General features: G+C 54.6%; 21 protein-coding genes. 15 read left to right on the top strand and 6 right to left on the bottom strand.

Going from position 1 to position 17,903, the window contains the following annotated elements:
* The 3 genes from QI197_06925 to QI197_06935 all read left to right on the top strand — a co-directional run.
* On the top strand, nucleotides 1–326 hold a 326-nt coding region (locus tag QI197_06925), incomplete at its 5' end, for a hypothetical protein (protein MDK2373089.1).
* Nucleotides 327–377: 51 nt separating this feature from the next.
* Nucleotides 378–818 (top strand): metal-sulfur cluster assembly factor, encoded by a 441-nt coding sequence (locus QI197_06930; protein MDK2373090.1) that lies wholly within the window; start codon nucleotides 378–380, stop codon nucleotides 816–818.
* Nucleotides 819–963: 145 nt separating this feature from the next.
* Entirely contained in the window at nucleotides 964–2,112 is a 1,149-nt protein-coding gene (locus QI197_06935) for a saccharopine dehydrogenase C-terminal domain-containing protein (protein ID MDK2373091.1), read from the top strand.
* On the opposite strand, the gene QI197_06940 is transcribed toward QI197_06935, so the two are convergent.
* On the bottom strand, nucleotides 2,099–2,401 hold the full coding sequence (locus QI197_06940; GenBank protein ID MDK2373092.1) for an MTH1187 family thiamine-binding protein: 303 nt from the start codon (nucleotides 2,399–2,401) through the stop codon (nucleotides 2,099–2,101). The two genes, QI197_06935 and QI197_06940, sit on opposite strands and share 14 nt — an antisense overlap.
* A 254-nt stretch (nucleotides 2,402–2,655) precedes the next feature.
* Here QI197_06940 and QI197_06945 point away from each other — a divergent pair, with 254 nt between their 5' ends.
* From QI197_06945 to QI197_07000, 12 genes are all read left to right on the top strand, one after another.
* Complete coding sequence (locus tag QI197_06945; protein ID MDK2373093.1) at nucleotides 2,656–3,423, top strand: RAD55 family ATPase; 768 nt, start codon at nucleotides 2,656–2,658, stop codon at nucleotides 3,421–3,423.
* Nucleotides 3,424–3,429: 6 nt separating this feature from the next.
* A complete protein-coding gene (locus tag QI197_06950; GenBank protein MDK2373094.1) occupies nucleotides 3,430–4,074 on the top strand; it encodes a recombinase RecB in 645 nt (214 codons plus the stop codon).
* 125 nt (nucleotides 4,075–4,199) lie between these two features.
* Complete coding sequence (locus QI197_06955; protein ID MDK2373095.1) at nucleotides 4,200–4,658, top strand: YbhB/YbcL family Raf kinase inhibitor-like protein; 459 nt, start codon at nucleotides 4,200–4,202, stop codon at nucleotides 4,656–4,658.
* Nucleotides 4,659–4,858: 200 nt separating this feature from the next.
* Nucleotides 4,859–6,166, top strand: a complete 1,308-nt coding sequence (locus QI197_06960) for an aspartate aminotransferase family protein (GenBank protein ID MDK2373096.1) — start codon at nucleotides 4,859–4,861, stop codon at nucleotides 6,164–6,166.
* 289 nt (nucleotides 6,167–6,455) lie between these two features.
* The gene (locus QI197_06965) at nucleotides 6,456–7,835 is read left to right on the top strand and encodes an ABC transporter substrate-binding protein (protein ID MDK2373097.1); all 1,380 of its coding nucleotides are present in this window, start codon (nucleotides 6,456–6,458) and stop codon (nucleotides 7,833–7,835) included.
* Between the two features lie 48 nt (nucleotides 7,836–7,883).
* Entirely contained in the window at nucleotides 7,884–8,774 is an 891-nt protein-coding gene (locus tag QI197_06970) for a branched-chain amino acid ABC transporter permease (GenBank protein MDK2373098.1), read from the top strand.
* A 1-nt stretch (nucleotide 8,775) separates the two neighbouring features.
* Complete coding sequence (locus QI197_06975) at nucleotides 8,776–9,744, top strand: branched-chain amino acid ABC transporter permease (protein MDK2373099.1); 969 nt, start codon at nucleotides 8,776–8,778, stop codon at nucleotides 9,742–9,744.
* Nucleotide 9,745: 1 nt separating this feature from the next.
* Complete coding sequence (locus QI197_06980) at nucleotides 9,746–10,471, top strand: ABC transporter ATP-binding protein (protein ID MDK2373100.1); 726 nt, start codon at nucleotides 9,746–9,748, stop codon at nucleotides 10,469–10,471.
* A gap of 11 nt (nucleotides 10,472–10,482) precedes the next feature.
* Complete coding sequence (locus tag QI197_06985) at nucleotides 10,483–11,190, top strand: ABC transporter ATP-binding protein (protein MDK2373101.1); 708 nt, start codon at nucleotides 10,483–10,485, stop codon at nucleotides 11,188–11,190.
* A 100-nt stretch (nucleotides 11,191–11,290) separates the two neighbouring features.
* Nucleotides 11,291–11,698, top strand: a complete 408-nt coding sequence (locus QI197_06990) for a hypothetical protein (GenBank protein ID MDK2373102.1) — start codon at nucleotides 11,291–11,293, stop codon at nucleotides 11,696–11,698.
* Between the two features lie 20 nt (nucleotides 11,699–11,718).
* Nucleotides 11,719–11,886: a hypothetical protein gene (locus QI197_06995; protein ID MDK2373103.1), complete on the top strand. Its 168-nt coding sequence runs from the start codon at nucleotides 11,719–11,721 to the stop codon at nucleotides 11,884–11,886.
* Nucleotides 11,843–12,199, top strand: coding sequence for a HEPN domain-containing protein (locus QI197_07000; GenBank protein ID MDK2373104.1), 357 nt, complete (start codon nucleotides 11,843–11,845; stop codon nucleotides 12,197–12,199). Before QI197_06995 ends, QI197_07000 begins: the two co-directional genes overlap by 44 nt.
* A gap of 42 nt (nucleotides 12,200–12,241) precedes the next feature.
* Here QI197_07000 and QI197_07005 read toward each other — a convergent pair whose 3' ends face one another.
* From QI197_07005 to QI197_07025, 5 genes are all read right to left on the bottom strand, one after another.
* Nucleotides 12,242–13,258, bottom strand: a complete 1,017-nt coding sequence (locus QI197_07005; GenBank protein MDK2373105.1) for an isocitrate/isopropylmalate dehydrogenase family protein — start codon at nucleotides 13,256–13,258, stop codon at nucleotides 12,242–12,244.
* Entirely contained in the window at nucleotides 13,255–13,752 is a 498-nt protein-coding gene (locus QI197_07010; GenBank protein MDK2373106.1) for a 3-isopropylmalate dehydratase small subunit, read from the bottom strand. The genes QI197_07005 and QI197_07010 overlap by 4 nt, the downstream gene beginning before the upstream one ends.
* Nucleotides 13,749–14,996, bottom strand: coding sequence for a 3-isopropylmalate dehydratase large subunit (locus tag QI197_07015; GenBank protein MDK2373107.1), 1,248 nt, complete (start codon nucleotides 14,994–14,996; stop codon nucleotides 13,749–13,751). Before QI197_07015 ends, QI197_07010 begins: the two co-directional genes overlap by 4 nt.
* Nucleotides 14,981–16,276: a 2-isopropylmalate synthase gene (locus tag QI197_07020; protein MDK2373108.1), complete on the bottom strand. Its 1,296-nt coding sequence runs from the start codon at nucleotides 16,274–16,276 to the stop codon at nucleotides 14,981–14,983. Before QI197_07020 ends, QI197_07015 begins: the two co-directional genes overlap by 16 nt.
* A gap of 175 nt (nucleotides 16,277–16,451) precedes the next feature.
* Nucleotides 16,452–17,903: hypothetical protein (locus tag QI197_07025; GenBank protein MDK2373109.1), on the bottom strand; the 1,452-nt coding region annotated here is incomplete at its 5' end.

The raw sequence follows: 17,903 nt of genomic DNA on the forward strand, positions 1-17,903 counted from the left end.
TGGATAAGGTCGATGATCAGACCTTGATACTAGCTGACGTAGCCGGAAAGGCGATAAATCAGGTGAGGGAGCTCGTTACATGGCTTCTTGAGGATAAGCTGGGTAGGGAGAAGGCTGAGGAGGTGGCGAAAACGCTGACAGCGGGAAGATGGACGCACGATTATCCCATAACCGTAGAAGTGGCGAAGGAGCTAGGTCTTCCCGTTTCCACTGATGTGCCGCCAGAGGTCTATCAACTCATGGAACTCTTCCCACAACCCTTGAGGACGAGGACTCAGAGTGTTGAATTCTTCCCCGCCCTGCCCAAGGGCGAGGGCAAGGCATGACTTTCACCATAGTTATTTTTATTTCTGTAATGGTCATGTGGGGAGATGCCGATGGATCCCGAGGAGATTAAGGCCAAGGTCCTTTATGCCCTGAGGTTCGTCACGGATCCCGAAATACCGATAAATGTGGTCGACTTGGGACTGATCAGGAAGCTGGAGGTGGAAGACTCTAAAGTGTATCTGAGGGTGGTGATGACCGCCCCTGGCTGCCCGTATTCCTCAATGATAGTTCAGCAGATAGAGGAGAGCATAAGGAGTGCGATACCCGAGCTCGAGGAGGTCAAGGTGGAGCTCGAGATATTCCCCCCTTGGACCCCATTCGACATGACCGAGAGGGGGAGGGAGCAGTTCAAGAAGATGTACGGTTATGATCTGGCCGAGGGGTTCCTGAAGAGGTACGGTAGTGTCGAAAACTACTATGAACTAGTGAGAAAGTACTACGGCCTAGACAAGGAGTCCAAAAAAGAGGGTGAGAAGGAGTCCCAAGCCTGAAATCACCTGAATTTAGGCATCCTCGCATCTTTCAAAAATTTTTGTCGTTATAATGTCGAAAAGACCTAATGCGATTCCCCAGATCGCCTTTTTAAGTAATCCCTTCCATTCTAGGAGGGGGTGTCCTCCCATTAGAGCAGCAGTTTTGGGTGCCGGATCAGTTGGTAAAGCCATATCGTATGACCTTTACGAAAGGGTGACGGGTTCCGACCTCATCCTCATCGACAAATGCAAGCCCTGCCTTGAGGAGGCCTCAAAACTCATCGGCAGGTCTGAAGTCAAGCAAGTGGAGATAAGGGGAGAGGACGACATCTACAGAATAATAAAGGATGTGGATGTGGCTGTCAACGCCCTCCCTGGGCGCTTCGGCAGGGCCTCTTGGATGGCCTCCATTAAGGCTGGCGTAGACCTCGTGGACGTGAGCTATTCCCCTGACGACCCCACCCAGTACCATGTGCAGGCTAGCGATGCCGGGGTGACTATAATTCCGGATGCCGGTGTGGCCCCTGGACTCAGCAACATGATGGCTGGAAGGGCCTACGCCCAGCTTGAGGAGGTCAAGGAGCTCAAAATATACGTGGGCGGGATTCCCGAAAAGCCGATACCTCCTCTCGGATACTTGGTGACTTGGAGCCCAGAGGACCTGATCGAGGAGTACGTTAGGCCCGCTAGGGTCATCAACAAAGGTAACATCGTCGAGAAGCCTGCTGTCAGCGAGATCGAAAAGGTCTTCATACCCGGGGTGGGTGAGCTCGAGGCCTTCCTCACCGACGGACTCAGGACCATGCTCAAGACCCTCAAGGGAGTGGAGGTCATGCAGGAGAAGACCCTCAGGTGGCCCGGGCACGCAGAGAAGATAGAGCTTCTTAAGGTGCTTGGGTACTTGGACAGGGATCCACTCGACCTCAACGGATCGAGTGTGAGCCCCGCTAACGTGACCGCTAAACTGTGGAGGGAGAAGCTCAAGGGGGACACGAAGGATATGGTGGTCCTCAGGGTAATTGCCAGCGGCAGGACGAGCCTTAACAATGTAGAGATAGAGTACAGGATGGTCGACAGGTACGACGAGAACACGGGATTCTCGGCGGTGGCTAGGACTACCGCCTTCGTCGCCACCGGTATGCTCAAGCTCATAACCGAGGGATCCATTCCGGGACCGGGAGTGATTCCACCGGAGGTCATAGGGATGGATGAGAGCCTCTTCTCATCAGTGGCTGAGTGGCTCTCTTGGAGGGGAATAAATATACTGGAGAGGGTGACCGAGTCTAGGAGGATCCCCTCTATTCCCTCCTGAGTTTCTCCTCCACCACCCTCACTTTGTACTCCATCGTTATCGTCTTGTCCCTCCTGTCATCTATCTTTATGACGGTAACCACTCTAGGCGCTCCCTTGGAGAAGGGAACCTCGTGCATCTCCTTCAGCACCTTGAAGAGTTCGTCTAGGTCCCCCTCTATCACCGTAGATGTGGGGGTCAACTGGTACTTGAGACCCGACCGCTTCACCACCTTCAAAGCCTCAGCAACGTAATCACTGACGCTGGCCCCCACCCCAACGGGGACTATCGTTATTTCCGCCATGGGCATGAGATCACCCGCGCTTATCAAGTAACGAAAAAGGATTTAGGGTTTCCCTAGCCACGGCCCCCGTTTGCATAAATCCATTAACCCAGTAAACCCATCTAAGCTAAGCTAATTGAGAATAACCTACTTGGTATTGGGTAAGGTCTACCATTTGATGGCTCTACTAACGCTTCCCGGTAGTTGTCTTCCTCTCACGGCAGAGTGACCTTCCAGCGCGGAAACATTATACGGGAATAGCTAACACATCTTCGGTGAGTATGAAGCCAGAAAGGTTCAAATTCGGTGTGGAACCCCTAGATTTCCTCTTGCCCCAAGGCATACTCAGGAGCAGTCTGATAGGCGTCTTCGGGGAAACTGGTACTGGAAAGAGCGTCCTGCTTAATGAGATAGCGTATCGGGCCCTTAAACGAGGTGACAGGGTCCTCATGGTCCTGCTGGAGGATACACCCGCCTCGAGACTGATGAACTTCGCCGTTCTGGGCTTTGATGTGATGGGCTATGTGAGGAGGGGCGACCTTGAATTCATGGATTGTTTCTCCTACAGGCTCAGGGAGAAGGGTATTGAACTGCCCGAGGACCTCGCCAAGGTCTTGGACGGTGCCAAGGGAATAGTGAACGTTGAGGATCCTAGGAACCTTGACACATTCTGGGATCAGATTGAAAGGGAAGCTAGAAGCATGGGAGGGAGAGGAATCGTCCTGATAGATTCGCTGACCGAGTTTCTGACGATAACCCCAGACCCGTCCTCGCTCCTAGACCTGATGAAGGTAGTGAAGGCGGTAGTGAGTAAGCACTACATGGTCCCAGTCATATACACCTTCCACTTCGGGTTCTTCGACGACTTCAGGTACGTGCTGGAGGTCGCCTCTGATGGTGTTTTGGATCTCAGATTCAACCCAGAGGTGATAAAGGAACTCCTGATAAAACAGATGAGGGTGAGGAGGATGAGCGGATCTAGGCACAGGCCTGACTGGGTTACCTTCGATGTGGAACCCGGCAAGGGACTCGTCATCCTGAGGAAGTGATCCCAGTTGAGGAGCTCGATGAATGCAGCTAAGGCGATCCTGAGATCGATGGGTTTCGAGATCGTTGGGGAGAGGATCCCGATCAGGAGGGGAGGCTTCGAGATAAGCGATGTGGACATCATGGCCTCAAAAGAAGGTGAACTTTACGCGGTGGAGGTCAAGAGCGGCAGGCTGGACGTTGGAGGGGTGAGGCAAGCTTATGTAAACTCCCTCTTGGTAAATGCGAAGCCCTTAGTCGTCTGTAGGGGATTCGCAGATCCTTCAGCTGAGATTCTAGCAAAGGAGCTGGAGATAGAGGTGATAGTGCTTGAAGACCTCTTCTTGTCCGACCCAGAGGAGTTGAGATCCATCATAAGGGAAGAGATAAGGAGGGGGATCATGGAAGTACTACCCGCGGTGATCAATCCCCCTGAACTGGAATCCGTGGACTTGAATGTGCTCAGGGCGATAGCCTCCACGGAAGGGTTCAAAGAGGCTGCTGAGATCCTCAAGGTCACTGAAGACGATCTGGGTAGGGAACTGGGAAGGATGAGGCGTCAGGGGAAGATACCTAGGTGGGTGAGGGATTACTCCGAGCTGAAGGAGTGGGCCATCTCCCTCCTGAAATCCCATGGGGAAACTTTTTCTCGTAGATCCACTGATAAAGAGTGATGAGGGCGATTCTGATAGTCGTTGCGGTGCTGATCATCTTGGGTGCTATCCTTCTCCTTCTAGGAACATCCTTAAGCCCTCAGAAATTTCCCGAGACCACTTCAAGTGCTGGTGGAGGTGGGAGTTTGTCCTTCACCTTGAAGTCCGTGTTCGCGAATGGCGAAAGGATCCCCATCAAATACACCTGCGATGGGGAGGACATATCTCCGCCCCTGAGCTGGGAGGGTCAGCCCGAGGGTGTCGTGAGCTACGTGTTGATAGTGGAGGATCCCGACGCCCCGATTGGCACGTTCACCCACTGGGTCATGTACAACATACCTGGCAAGATGACCTCGCTACCAGAGGGTGTCCCCAAACAGAAGGAAACGGAGCTCGGCATGCAGGGGATCAACGATTTCAGGAGAGTAGGTTACGGTGGACCCTGTCCTCCACCCGGGAAGCCCCACAGGTACTTCTTCAAGCTGTACGCCCTTGACTCCACCTTGGACCTCCCCCCAGGTGCGAGGAAGAGGGATGTCATCGAGGCCATGAAGGGTCATGTGCTGGCCCAATCCCAGATCATGGGCATCTACGGCAGGGGTTGACCCTCCTCATCACCCATTTTTGTGGAGCACCGCGATCAGCGAGTCCACTGAACGTTGGCTTGCCGATCAATCTCTTCATAATTGAGCTTTATTGAACCAGCGTCAGAAATGTAGGTTCCTATGGAAACTACTCTTGGAAAAATGAGATCATGGGTTAAGGCTTTATTTTATCGATCGGCCGCTAGGCTCAAGTGATTCTCATGGGTAGACTCTCTAGAGAGGATGTGATCCGATTTTCCGACCAGTATATGATGACCAACGTGGCTAGGTGGTGGAAGGACGATCCAGTGGTCATAGAGTCAGGTAAGGGGGCAATTCTCAGAGATATGGATGGGAGGGAGTACATAGATCTCCATGCCATGCATGCGGTCGCCTCTCAGGGCTACTCTCATCCCAAGATAATTCAGGCGGTTAAGGAACAGCTTGAGAAGGTTTTCGTGGTAGCGACTGACTTTTATAACGAGCCCCAAGCCCTCCTCGCCAAGAAGCTTGCTGAGATAACCCCTCCAAAGCTCAAGAGGAGCTTTTTCGTGAATTCGGGGGCCGAAGCGGTTGAGACGGCCACCCTCCTCGCCAAGAGGGCCACCGGAAGGCCTGGAATTATAGCTCTGTGGGGTGCCTTCCATGGCAGGACCCACATGCCGAGGACCCTGACGGGTTTCTCGAAGTACAAGAAGGGCATGGGTCCCTTCCCTTATGGGGTGATGCATCTCCCCAACTACTACTGCTACAGGTGTCCCCTCGGCTTGGAGTATCCGAGCTGCAACCTTCAGTGCGCTAGGATGCTCGACGATGCCTTGAAATACGCTGCTCCTGAGGAAGTAGCGGCCTTCATAGCGGAGCCCATTCAGGGTACAGCCGGGAACATAGTTCCCCCGCCCGACTACTTCAGGATAATCAAGAACATCCTCGATCAGTACGACATCCTCTTCATCGCGGACGAGGTGATCACCGGCTTCGGTAGGACCGGGAAGCTCTTCGCTATAGAGCACTTCGGGGTGGAACCCGACATAATGACCATGGCCAAGGCTCTCGGGGGAGGTTTCCCGGTTTCCGCAGCTATAGCTAGTGAGGAGGTGGGTACGGCCTTCAAGCCTCTGGACCATTACTCCACCTATGGGGGCAATCCGCTCGCTATGGCAGCGGCCCTCGCAGCCATAGAGGTCATAGAGGAGGAGAACTTGGTGGAGAAGTCGGCTAAGAACGGGGAATACATGTTAAAAAGGCTCAGGGAGCTCATGGACAAACACGAGTTGATAGGGGAAGTGGACGGCAAGGGATTGCTCATCGGCTTGGAACTCGTTAAGGACAGGGAAACGAAGGAACCAGCAGTGGAAGAGGCGGCCAAGTTCAGAATAGAACTCAGGAAGAGAGGTGTTATAATAGGCCCGCCGGGATGGACTGGTTCCAGAATTAGGATAAATCCGCCACTCGTGATCACTAAGGAGCAGGTAGACCGCGCGATAGAGGCCATCGACGAAGCGCTCACGGTTATAGAGAGAGAATGATTTTCGTCAGCTTAACACTAACAATTTTTTACTTTTTATCGCTCTTTGTCGATACGAATCTCGGACTTATTTATTGACTTTTTTACGACGTAATTTCTCTAGTAAATTTTATTCAATTAAAAACTTATATAAGGTAAATTGAGCCAAACATAAGGCCTTTATCCACCTATAAGAAAAACGATTTTCTCCGTTTTCAGCTCATATTGAGCGCTGACTGGGACCTAATGTAGGAGAGGCTTTATATTTTATCGAATCTCGTCAGGTTAACACCTTAGGGGGTGTTACCCTAATGGATACGAAGACATGGATCTTGGCTATCGTATTACTGATTGTGGGTCTACTGGTGGGATATTTTGCCGCAGGTCCAAGTCAGGTTAAGACTATCACCACCACTAAAATGGTGGAGAAGACCGTTACCGTCACGAAGACGGTGGCTGGCACTACTCCTCAGCCGACCCAGACCACCACTGCCCCTGCTAAGAAGGTTGAGGTCAAGGTCGGTATTCTGCTTCCCTTGTCGGGAGGTTCCGCTTTCTCTGGTCAGGAGGATCTGAGGGGAATCCAGCTGGCTGCTCTTCACATAAATCAGAGTAAGTATCCGAATATCAAATTCACCATGAAGCTGGTAATCGCAGATACCCAGACCAAGCAGGATGTGGCCGTTACGGAGCTAAGGAGGCTCGCCCAGGAGAGCGTAGTAGCGATAATAGGTGCTTATAACTCTGCAGTTACTTACCCGTCCGCTGCTGAGGCCGAGAGGATCGGGCTACCCTACGTCGTTCCCGAGTCTGTATCAGACAAGATCACCGCCCAAGGATGGAAGTACGTGTTCAGGACCTGCGCCAACGCTAGTAAGTATGCTTACGACACACTCTGGGCCATGGCCGACATCGCTAAGGCCAATGGCGTGGAGGTAAAGTCCGTGGCCCTCATATACGAGAACTCCGACTTCGGTGTCACCACCACGGAAGGACTGAAGAAGTTCCTGAACAAATTCTTCCCGAACGCCAAGATCGTGCACGAGGAGAGCTATCCGGCTGAGGAGATAACAAGCATGGACGACATGGTCGCTAAGCTCAAGGCCGAGAACCCTGACATAGTGTTCCACGTGGCTTACTTGAAGGACGCCGTCCTCTTCGTGCAAACCATGAAGAAGCTCAACTGGTACCCGAAGGCCTATGTGGGTGCCGGTGCCGGTGGACAAACTAGGGTAGAGTTCATAGAGCAGCTCGGAGCTGACGCCAACTACGCCTACACCCAGACGGAGTGGCAACCCGACTTCTTGAACTCCAAAGCCCTCGCCAAGTGGGCCTGGATAAATGACGACTTCAAGAAGATTTACGGCAGGGACATGGTCGGCAGCTCCGCCCTAAACTACGTGGGCACCTACGTGCTCGCCGTGGCCATTCAGAAGGCTCTTGATTCGGGAGCTAACCCGAGCGATATAAAGGCGTTCAGGAAGGCCGTGAGGGATGCCCTCGAGACAATTAAGATACCCGCTGGCGAACTTCCGCTCATGCCTTGGGGTGTAGATCTAACTGTACCCAACCACCAGAACCCCGAGGCCGCCGTGGCAATGGCCCAGATACTTGAAGGTAGGTTCAGAGTGGTCTGGCCTATAGAGTTCGCTCCAGTGAAGGCCGTGTTCCCAGCGCCTGGCTGGGGCTGATCCCCATTTCTCCCCATTTTTCACTTCTTTCTCAGGAGGTGAACCTCCATGGTGGAATTTAGCGCGTATACGCAGCTGTTGGTATCCTATGCCATACTAGGTGGTGTCTACGGGCTCACCGCTCTAGGGCTCTCACTGATCTGGGGCGTCATGAAGGCTGTAAACTGGGCCCACGGTGATTTCCTCATGGTGGGTATGTACACAGCTTTCTGGACGGTCACCCTCTTCGGCATAGACCCCTATATCGCTGCTATAGTGGCGTTCATTCTTCTTGGCCTGTTAGGAATGGTCACTCATGTGATAGCTATCGAACCGGTCGTGGAGAAGCCTGGTGGCCATGAGGCGACCTTACTCACTACATTAGGTATTTCGGTTATATTGGAAAGCTTAGCCCTCATACTCTGGTCTCCTAGCCCTAGATCGTTCCAGAATGTCTACAAGAGCACTTACATAGAGGTATTCGGTATAAGGACGAGTGTGGCCGAGGCTATAGCTTTCACTGTTTCCATAGTCGCAATAGTGGCTGTTGACCAATTCCTGAAGAGGGTGAGGTTGGGGAAGGCCATAAGGGCCGTGTCTCAGAACCCCGTAGGGGCTAGAGTGGTGGGAATAGATGTCCCCAGAATAAGGCTCATGACCTTCGGTCTCGGTGTGGCCTTGGCTGGAATGGCAGGCGTGCTTGTGGCCACGTTCTACCCGAACATAAGACCTCTGGCCGGATACGTGTGGGATATAGCCTCCTACGTCGTAGTGATATTCGCTGGATTGGGTACGATATACGGAGTGATATTTGCAGGGATCATTATTGGAGTCACCGAAGGTCTCGGAACAATAGTGTTCTCAAATGCCTTCAGGCAAATACTGGTCTATGTGGTGTTCTTGACCGTTCTACTCCTGAGACCACAGGGACTCTTCGGAAAGGCCTTGAGGAGGGTCTGAGATGGAATTCGAGTTAACATGGAAGTCGGTAGTGATAACGATACTGCTGATCTTGGCCCTTATCTTCCCCCTGTTCGCTGACGAGTTCTTGGTATCCATCCTCATGCAAGCGTACCTCTGGGCATTCTTGGCAATGAGCTGGGATGTTATCGGAGGATATGGCGGGCAGTTCTCGCTGGGGCATGCGGCTTTCATTGCTCTCGGAGCGTATACCTCCACGATCCTTCTAGAGAATTACGGAGTATCTCCTTGGATAGGCATGTGGGCTGCTGGTTTGGTGGCCGGAGCTGCAGGTGCATTAGTGGGAGTAGCCTCTCTGAGGTTGAGGGGTCCCTTCTTCGCACTGGGTACGATAGCATTTGCCGAATTAGTCAAACTCCTCCTGCTATACTTCAAAGGCATAACGGGCGGTCCACTGGGAATCCTGATCACTAAGAGTGGCCCGGAATACATGTTGTTCGAAAGCCAAGCCCATTACTACTACCTGATGTTCGCGTTGATGATCGCCGGCCTTCTCTTCCTCAAGTGGTTCGAGACATCTAAGTTCGGCATAGGTTTGGTCGCTATAAGGGAGGATGAGGAGGCGGCGGAGGGAGTCGGCATAAATGTTTACAGGACAAAGATAATAGGGGCGGCGATAAGCGCATTTCTCACTGGCATAGGAGGTACTATCTACGCCCAGTGGATTCACTTCATCAGGCCGGACATAATCGTGAAGCTCGAGTATTCAACGCAGATAGCCGCAATAGACGTTGTCGGAGGGGCGGGAACACCATACGGCGGATTAATAGGGGCCTTGATCTTGGTGCCTCTCTCCCTGTACTTGAACGCCATATTCGGAGGGATGATAGCAGGTCTCAGCCTGATACTTTACGGTGTCGTGTTGCTGGTCGTGGTGGTCATGGTACCCGGAGGGATCTATGGGCTTGTCAGGAGGAAGTGGTTAGGTCGCAAAAAGGGAGGTGAGTGATGTGCTTGAGGTAAAGGATGTGGTGAAGAGGTTTGGTGGCTTGGTGGCCCTCAACAAAGTGAGTCTTACTTTAAAGGAGAACGAGCTCCTCGGACTGATAGGACCGAACGGATCTGGAAAGACCACGCTATTCAACGTGATAACGGGGTACTATAGACCTGATGAGGGTAAGGTGTTCTACAGAGGAGAGGAGATCACAGGACTCAGACCTCACCTAATAGTCAAGAAGGGCATAGCTAGGACTTTTCAGATACCGAAGCCGTTCGGCAGGCTCACAGTCTTGGAAAATGTCATGTCAGCGGCAATGTATGGTAGAAAGGCTGCATCTAGAAGTGAGGCTAGGGAGATAGCCATGGACTGGCTCGAGTACGTTAGGCTAAAGGACAAGGCTGATGTGGAGGCCAAGGCCCTCAACATAGTGGAGAGGAAGCTGATGGAGCTGGCGAGAGCATTGTCCACGGATCCAGACCTCCTGCTGCTTGATGAGCTTGTGGCTGGACTCAACCCCTCCGAGATGATGGAAGTAGTGAAGCTCGTCAGGAAGCTGGTGGATGAGAGGGGGCTCACAATAATAATGGTGGAGCATGTGATGAAAGCGGTGATGAGCATCTCGGACAGGGTTTTCGTCCTTCACAGGGGTGCGAAACTGGCAGAGGGTAGCCCTCAGGAGGTCTCAAGGGATCCGAAGGTGATCGAGGCTTACTTAGGAGAACCGATCCAGGTGTGAGGTGATTTTGTATGCTCCTCGAACTCCAGGAGATAAACGCTGGATATGGTGACCTCCAAGTTCTCTGGGATGTTAACCTCTCCGTGGACAAGGGAGAGATAGTGAGTCTGCTGGGGAGCAACGGCGCCGGGAAGACCACCACATTAAGGGTGATCTCAGGTCTACTGAAGCCCTTCAGTGGTAAGGTGACGTTTAACTGTCGGGACATTACCAAGCTGCCCAGCAACAAGAGGGTGGAGATGGGTCTAGCTCTGGTGCCCGAGGGCAGGCAGCTTTTCCCTGAGATGACCGTCCTAGACAACTTGGAGATGGGCGCGTACACTAAGAGGGCTAGGGACAAGTTCCACGACACGCTCGAGTGGGTGTTCACCCTCTTCCCCAAATTGAAGGAGAGGAGAGCCCAGCTGGCAGGAACGATGAGCGGAGGAGAGCAACAGATGCTCGCGATAGCTAGAGGACTGATGAGCAGACCAGAGGTCCTCATGATGGATGAGCCCTCCATGGGACTCGCGCCTAAGCTGGTCCTAGAGATATTCGGGACGATAAAGAAACTCAGGGAGGAGGGGGTGACCATCCTGCTGGTAGAGCAGAACGCCAAGGCCGCCTTAGATGTGTCTGATAGGGCCTACATCTTGGAGACCGGGAGGATAGTGCTCCATGGACCGGCACAAGAGCTCCTCGGAATGGACGAGGTGAGAAAAGCTTACTTGGGAATTTAAGGGTTCTTCTCCCCTTTTTCGGTAAGAACTCTCCAGCATTCGACTGAGAATCAAGCTTCAGTCAGATAGCTTATAACCCCCTACCGCCCAATCTGATTGTATGCTGACCCTCAAGCCACGCAGTCCTGAGATGGCGAAGGCCTTGGTGGACTTCGCTCAGGGAGTTCAGAAGTCCTTCGGGGACAGGCTGGTTGCCCTCTACATAGCTAGGCACCCATCCATCGAGGTCGAAGGCTACAACGCTTTGGTCGTCTTGAAGGAGGTCAGGCCCGGAGATCAGGAGCTGGCCATCAAGCTGGCAGTAGAGTCGTGCAGGGAGCTGGATCCCGAGGATCAGATAGCTCCCTTGGTTGTGGAGGAGGATGAACTCTGGATGGACCTAGGTGAGGGGATGACCCTTCCACCCAGCCATTCATGGCTCCGGGCCGCTCGATACTTCGCTCAGGGAGTTCAGAAGTCCTTCGGGGACAGGCTGGTTGCCCTCTACATAGCAGGCACCCGTCCATAGAGGTCGACGGCTACAACGCTTTGGTCGTCTTGAAGGAGGTCAGGCCCGGTGATCAGGAGCTGGCCATCAAGCTAGCAATAGAGTCGTGCAGGGAGCTGGATCCCGAGGATCAGATAGCTCCCTTGGTTGTGGGGGAGGATGAACTTGAGAAGGTCGAGATCCCCTCAGAGTTTCGCAGAAAAGTCTAGGCTGCTATTACATCAGGCCGAGCTGGATCTCTTCCACGGTTGCTTTGAGAAATCCGCAAGCGCTTCCTACTTCGCGGTGGAGAACGCCCTCAACGCGCTTTCCCTAGAGAGACAGGGGAACCTCCCCAAGGGATACAGGAGCAGGCTGGCCCTCATGGGCAGGTGGTTTCCTGAGGAAGCCACGGAGTTCGATCGGATGCATAGGGTACGTGTGAAGGCGGATCATTGGGACGATCTCATCCCTGAGGAGGATGCTAGGAAGCAGCTGGAAAGTGCCAAGAGGCTAGTGGAGAAGGTGCTTTCCCTGCTCTGAGTAGGCAGATCTGGAACCCTATTTTGACTCTTACCTCCACCTTCACATACGTTCCAGCACGGCCTCAGCGACCTCGAAGGTTGTGGCATTCCCCCCGAGATCGGGGGTCAGCACACCATCCTTAACGGCCCTGTCCACCGCTTCGCGCATCTTCCTCCCTATATCACAGAGCCTTCCCTCCCCATACTTGGATCCCAACCACTCGAGCATCATGGAGGCCGCCAATATCGTTCCTAGGGGATTGGCTATTCCCCTACCAGCTATGTCCTCCGCGGTCCCATGGATGGGTTCGAAGGCGGAATACCCATCTCCTATTTGCGCCGAGCCGCAGAGTCCCAAGCTGCCGATCACCCCGGCGGCCACGTCCGAGAGTATGTCCCCATATAAATTGGGGAGGAGCATCACGTCGAAGGGACGATCGACCTTCACGAGCCTGTAGGCAGCGGCATCCACTATGTAGTCATCCGCTTCAACGCTGGGATGCTTAGAGGCCACGTGATAGAACTCCTCGAGGAAGAGGCCGTCGCTAACCTTCAAGACGTTTTTCTTGTGGATGGCCGTGACCCTAGCCCTGCCTTCCCTCTCAGCGAGTCGGAAGGCGAACTCCGCTATCCTCCTGGCGCCTCTTCGAGTTATCACCCTCCTAGTAACAGCCACATCCCCCCGGAGCTCCTCCTCACCTGAGTACAAACCCTCTACGTTCTCTCTTACCATCACAAGATCCATGCGCCTGAGGGATATGCCCTCATAACTCTTGAAGGGTCGTACGTTTGCGTATAGATCGAACTCCCTCCTGATTCTCAGGTTAACGCTCGGATAGCTCCTCCCCTTGGTGGGAGTGGCAATCGGGCCCTTGAGAAGGGCGTCACTCTCCCTCAACTTATCCATCCCGCCCTCCTCCATTGGCAGCCCGGTCTCATTGAAGTAGGCCTTGCCGGCCCTCACCTCCACGAACTCCGCATCCATGACCCTTTCCAGTAGGGAGAGAGTGGCGTCGATGACCTCGGGTCCCACGCCGTCGCCCCTTATCACCGCTATCCTGGGCCTCAAGCCTATCACTCCCAGGGCAGTTTCCCGTGCCTCTTGTAGTAGGACTCTATCCCGCCCTCCTCGAGCAGCGACATTATCATCGGTGGGAACGGCTTGAAGCTCTCCTCCGTTCCCTTGGAGAGGTTCCTGACGGTGCCCTCTCGTAAGTCAACTTCCATCTCGTCACCATCCTCCGCCTCTACTCTCGCCTCCACCAAGGGAAGGCCCACGTTTATCGCGTTCCTGTAGAAGATCCTCGCGAAGCTCTCGGCCACGACAGCACCAACTCCCACGAGCTTAAGGAGTCTAGCGGCATGCTCCCTACTCGATCCGTATCCGAAATTCCTTCCGGCCACTATAACGTCATTGGGCCTGACCCTCTCGCTGAACCCGGGTATGAGATCATTGAACACGTACTGCCTCATCTCCTCTAGGGTCCTGACCTTGTACTTGAGCCTGCCCGGGATTATGTGGTCCGTGGTGATGTGATCCCCCAATCTCCAAGCCCTGCCCCTGATCCTCATGATAGCAACCTCCTCGGATCGGTAAGCTGTCCCCTCACAGCGGTCGCTGCTGCCGTCAGCGGGGAAGCTAGGTATATCTGGCTGGACGGGTGACCCATCCTTCCCGGGAAGTTCCTGGTGGAGGTGGAAACCACCACCTCCTCCGGACCGAGCACTCCCATGTGGGCTCCTATGCACGGTCCACATGTGGGGGGACCTATCACGCAGCCAGCCCCCGTCAACTCAGCAAGGATGCCCGACTCTATTAGGGTCACGTACACCTCCTTAGACGCCGGGGCCGCGATGCACCTCACCCCCTTCTTGACCCTGTTCCCCCTGAGTACCCTAGCAGCCTGTAGGAAGTCCTCGAATCTCCCTCCTGAGCAGCTGCCGATGAACACCTCGTTGACATCCACTCCCTCCACCTCCTCTACGGGCCTAACATTATCCACATTTCCGGGGAGCGCCACATTCGGCTGGATTTCCCGGGCATTGAATACGATCTCGTCCCTGTAGTCAGCATGGGGATCCGGTTGGAGGGGTTCCGCCTCGACACCCCTATCCCCCAACCATCTGAGGGTCACACCGTCAGCTGGCACCAGCCCCACCTTGGCCCCCATCTCGACGCTCATGTTAGAGAGCACCGCCCTTGAATCCACGCTCATCTCCTCCACTACCGATCCTAGAAACTCCACTGCCTTGTAATTCGCTCCATCGCTTCCCAATCTCCCTATTATCTCGAGAATTACGTCCTTCGCCATGACACCATCCTCCAGCGCCCCCTTCACCGTGATCGCCATCGTCTCGGGAACCCTCAACCAGATCCTCCCTCTAGCCATGGCTATCGCCGCGTCAGTGCTCCCCACCCCTGTGGCGAAGGCCCCGTAGGCTCCTAAGGTCACTGTGTGGCTGTCGGCCCCTAGAACCACCATCCCGGGCCTGACTAACCCAGCCTCGGGGATGACTTGGTGGCTTATCCCGTTCCCCACATCGAATATCCTGATACCGTGCCTTGAAGCGAAGGTCCTCATCTGAATGTGCAGCGCCGCCGCCTCGGCGTGCGGAGCCGGGGCCGCGTGATCTACGGTGAACACCACGCTCCCCGATACAGAATCAAATCCTAGGCCCTCGAGCACGTCTATGGCGAGGGGCGCGGTGCCGTCGTGGGCGTACACCAGATCCACATTAACTATCACGTGCTCGCCAGCCTCCACATCCCTTCCCAGCTTCGAGGAGAGTATCTTCTCGGTCATCGTCCCTCCCAAACCTCGATCCCCTCCACCAGCTCAGGTACATATCTTCTCAGGATCCCCAGCACCTCCTCATCACTCAGAGGCTCGGTCCTCCCACCTTCAAAGGAATTCAGGACCTCTCTATAAGCCATGTCCAAACGAGGATCTCCCTTCAGGGACATCCAGTCCTTGACCCCAGCCTTCTTCACGAGCCAGTATATCAGACCAGCTCTTCCAGAGTATGGCGTGATCTCCACATCGTAGGGTATTCCGAGCACCTCCTCGGGATCGAATGGCAGGTAAATGGCAGGATTCTTGAGCAGACCGTCGATGTGTATCCCCGCCTTGGTCCTGAACGCGTTCTCCCCTAATATGGGGTAGAAGACCGGCACATGGAAACCCATCCTCAGGAAGAGGTCCCTCGCCTCCCTCAGCGCTTTCAGGTTGAGGGGCGACCCCTTCACCAGCTGGGCGTGGAAGAGGGCCATGGCCTCAAGAGGGCAGTTACCCGCCCTCTCCCCTATGCCGAGGAGGGTGCAGTTGGACAGGGAGGCCCCGTACACCCAGGCGGCGAGGTGGTTGGCCACGACCAAGTGGAAATCGTTGTGCCCGTGGAACTCCAGTTGGGTGCTCTTCAACCCGAGATCGTCCAGCAGAAGCCTTATCAGCCTCGGTATACTCCTGGGGAGCGGAGCTTCAACGAACGGCAGCCCCATGCCTAGGGTGTCGGACAGCTTGAACCTCACCTCCGTACCGTACCTCTCAGCCAGCCTCAGCACCTCATCCAAGAAGGGGAGGAGGAACCCGTACACATCACACCTCGTTATGTCCTCCATCGCCACCTTGAGCTTCAGGCCCATCTTCAGCCCCTCCTCCACCGCCCTCAGGTACTTGGCCTTGGCCGTCTCCCTGTCCATCCCCAGCTTGTAGGTGATGTGGTAGTCGGATACAGAGGTGAGGACTATCGTCTCGTCCAAACCAGCCTCCTTGACCAGTCTAAGATCCTCCAGCCTGGCCCTGACCCACCCTATGGGTCTGGGATAGGTGGCATAGTCCTTTATCCTCCTTATGACCTCTCTGTCCTTTTTGGTGTAGGGAAAGAGCTCAATGTCCCTAACAACGCCACCCCCATTATCTAGCTCAACGAGCACCTCGTAGATGGCCATCGCTTCCTCCACAGTGAAGGGCCTGCTCCCCTGCTGCCCATCCCTCAGCGTGGTATCGGTCAGTATGAGCTCGTGAGTCGGAGGCCTCCTGAAAAACCTCGGAACGCCCAGTTCGGGGAAGAACCAGCTCGGATCGGACGCCCCCATTCCTTTCACCGGATTCGGACCAAGTGGTCCTGTGAAATATTTATACGTTCCTTTTATCGTCGCATATTATCCGAAAATCGAATATAGCGGGCGTGAAACTTGTATAGTCGTAAAACTAAGGGTGCTACGTCTCTCGTCTAACTGCGTTCGATATAAAAAGAGTTAGGTGAGCAGATCATGTGGCCCCCACAGGAGCAGGAGTAGGTACGGGCCTCCTTCTAAGGAGGTAGACGGCCGAAATTATTGCAGCTGCACCCACTATTCCCAATCCCAGAACTGTGGGATCTAGCTGGGGCTTCTCCACCGTCACGGTCCTCACGGAGCTCACGGTCCGGGTTACGGTGACTGTCTTGGGCTGCTGGATCGTCTGGGTCCGCGTGGCTGGGGCTTGGGCCTGAGCGGTCTGGATGGGCGGTCCCTTCACCTCTACCACTATATCCGTGGTGTTAACGCAGCCGCAGTCTTCAGCCTTTGCTATCAGGGTGGCCGTGTACTCCCCGGGCGGGGCATCCTTTAAAGTGAGGTTAATTGATCCCAGCTCCCCAACCCTCAGTTTGGCTGGTAAGGAATATGAAATGCCGGATGGTAATCCTACCAGCGTCAGGATCGCCTCATTCACGTCAGGTGAGTTGAGAATCACGACGAGCTCTGACTCAGGATTGTCCTCTGTAAGAACCACGTGGCTCGGCCTCACGTCAATCGTTATCTCGCCCACGGTTCTCTCGACGAGTATCATCACCTGCCTGCTCTTGAGGAACTCCTCCTCCCTGTACAGCTCAACGCTCATCCCATAGGTACCCGGGCTGGTTCCCTTTGGGACGGTGACCCAGAGGTCGAGGTGGCTGGTCTTAGACAGTCTGCTGGGATAGCGGCTCACGTACCACCCCGGGGGCGGGACGACCCTCAGGGTCAGGGGTTCCGTCGTCTCCCCTCCGGTTATCCCCACCGTTACTCTGATGTGGAACGTCTCATCCGGCTTTACTTTCACCGTCACGGGATACACGATGAGATTGACCTCCTCCTCGCTCACTCCCCCGACGGTGAGCGTTGCGTAAGCCCTGTCGCAGTAGCCATCGTAGCAACCCTCGACGACGATGCTGTAGTTCCCCGGACTCATTCCCGATGTGTCTATGGTCAGGGTGGATGTGTAGGTGTAGCAGGGGATGGCTGGGCAGCCGCAGGATGTCGGGCTAGGGCACATGGGGTTCGGGTCGAAGGTGTGACTGGCGCAGGCCGGGCATATCAAGGAGAGGTATATGGGGTGATTGAAACCGTAGAAGGGGGCTGCCTTGACCGTAAAGACGGCCTTCTCCCCCCTCCTCACCGTGAGCGAGCTTGGAGATATGGAAAGCTCGAACTCAGGCTCGTAAGGCGGCAGGACCTCCAAGGTCACGTCGACGTAAACGTTCTGATCCGTAATCGGATCCCTTCCCCTAACCGTGATCGTGTACACGCCAGGTGGCGTGTAAATAGAGGTCCTCACCTCCATGTCTGAGTCAATGTCTCCCGTGGGGTTCAAAGGATTGTCGGAGAAGACTACCGAGACGGCAGGGGGTTCGAACAGGGCCCTGAGGTAGACATCATTGGAGTAGCCGGGTGTGATGGTGATCAGGGTTACGGTGAAGTG

Source organism: Thermoproteota archaeon (assembly GCA_030130125.1).
GTDB lineage: Archaea > Korarchaeota > Korarchaeia > Korarchaeales > Korarchaeaceae > Korarchaeum.

Excerpts from the sequence above, each read along its gene's own strand:
- QI197_06930 (MDK2373090.1), top strand. The coding sequence starts at position 378 with ATGGATCCCGAGGAGATTAAGGCCAAGGTCCTTTATGCCCTGAGGTTC.
- QI197_06940 (MDK2373092.1), bottom strand. The coding sequence starts at position 2,401 with ATGCCCATGGCGGAAATAACGATAGTCCCCGTTGGGGTGGGGGCCAGC.
- QI197_06945 (MDK2373093.1), top strand. The coding sequence starts at position 2,656 with ATGAAGCCAGAAAGGTTCAAATTCGGTGTGGAACCCCTAGATTTCCTC.
- QI197_06960 (MDK2373096.1), top strand. The coding sequence starts at position 4,859 with ATGGGTAGACTCTCTAGAGAGGATGTGATCCGATTTTCCGACCAGTAT.
- QI197_06965 (MDK2373097.1), top strand. The coding sequence starts at position 6,456 with ATGGATACGAAGACATGGATCTTGGCTATCGTATTACTGATTGTGGGT.
- QI197_06970 (MDK2373098.1), top strand. The coding sequence starts at position 7,884 with ATGGTGGAATTTAGCGCGTATACGCAGCTGTTGGTATCCTATGCCATA.
- QI197_06975 (MDK2373099.1), top strand. The coding sequence starts at position 8,776 with ATGGAATTCGAGTTAACATGGAAGTCGGTAGTGATAACGATACTGCTG.
- QI197_06985 (MDK2373101.1), top strand. The coding sequence starts at position 10,483 with ATGCTCCTCGAACTCCAGGAGATAAACGCTGGATATGGTGACCTCCAA.
- QI197_06990 (MDK2373102.1), top strand. The coding sequence starts at position 11,291 with ATGCTGACCCTCAAGCCACGCAGTCCTGAGATGGCGAAGGCCTTGGTG.
- QI197_07010 (MDK2373106.1), bottom strand. The coding sequence starts at position 13,752 with ATGAGGATCAGGGGCAGGGCTTGGAGATTGGGGGATCACATCACCACG.
- QI197_07020 (MDK2373108.1), bottom strand. The coding sequence starts at position 16,276 with ATGGGGGCGTCCGATCCGAGCTGGTTCTTCCCCGAACTGGGCGTTCCG.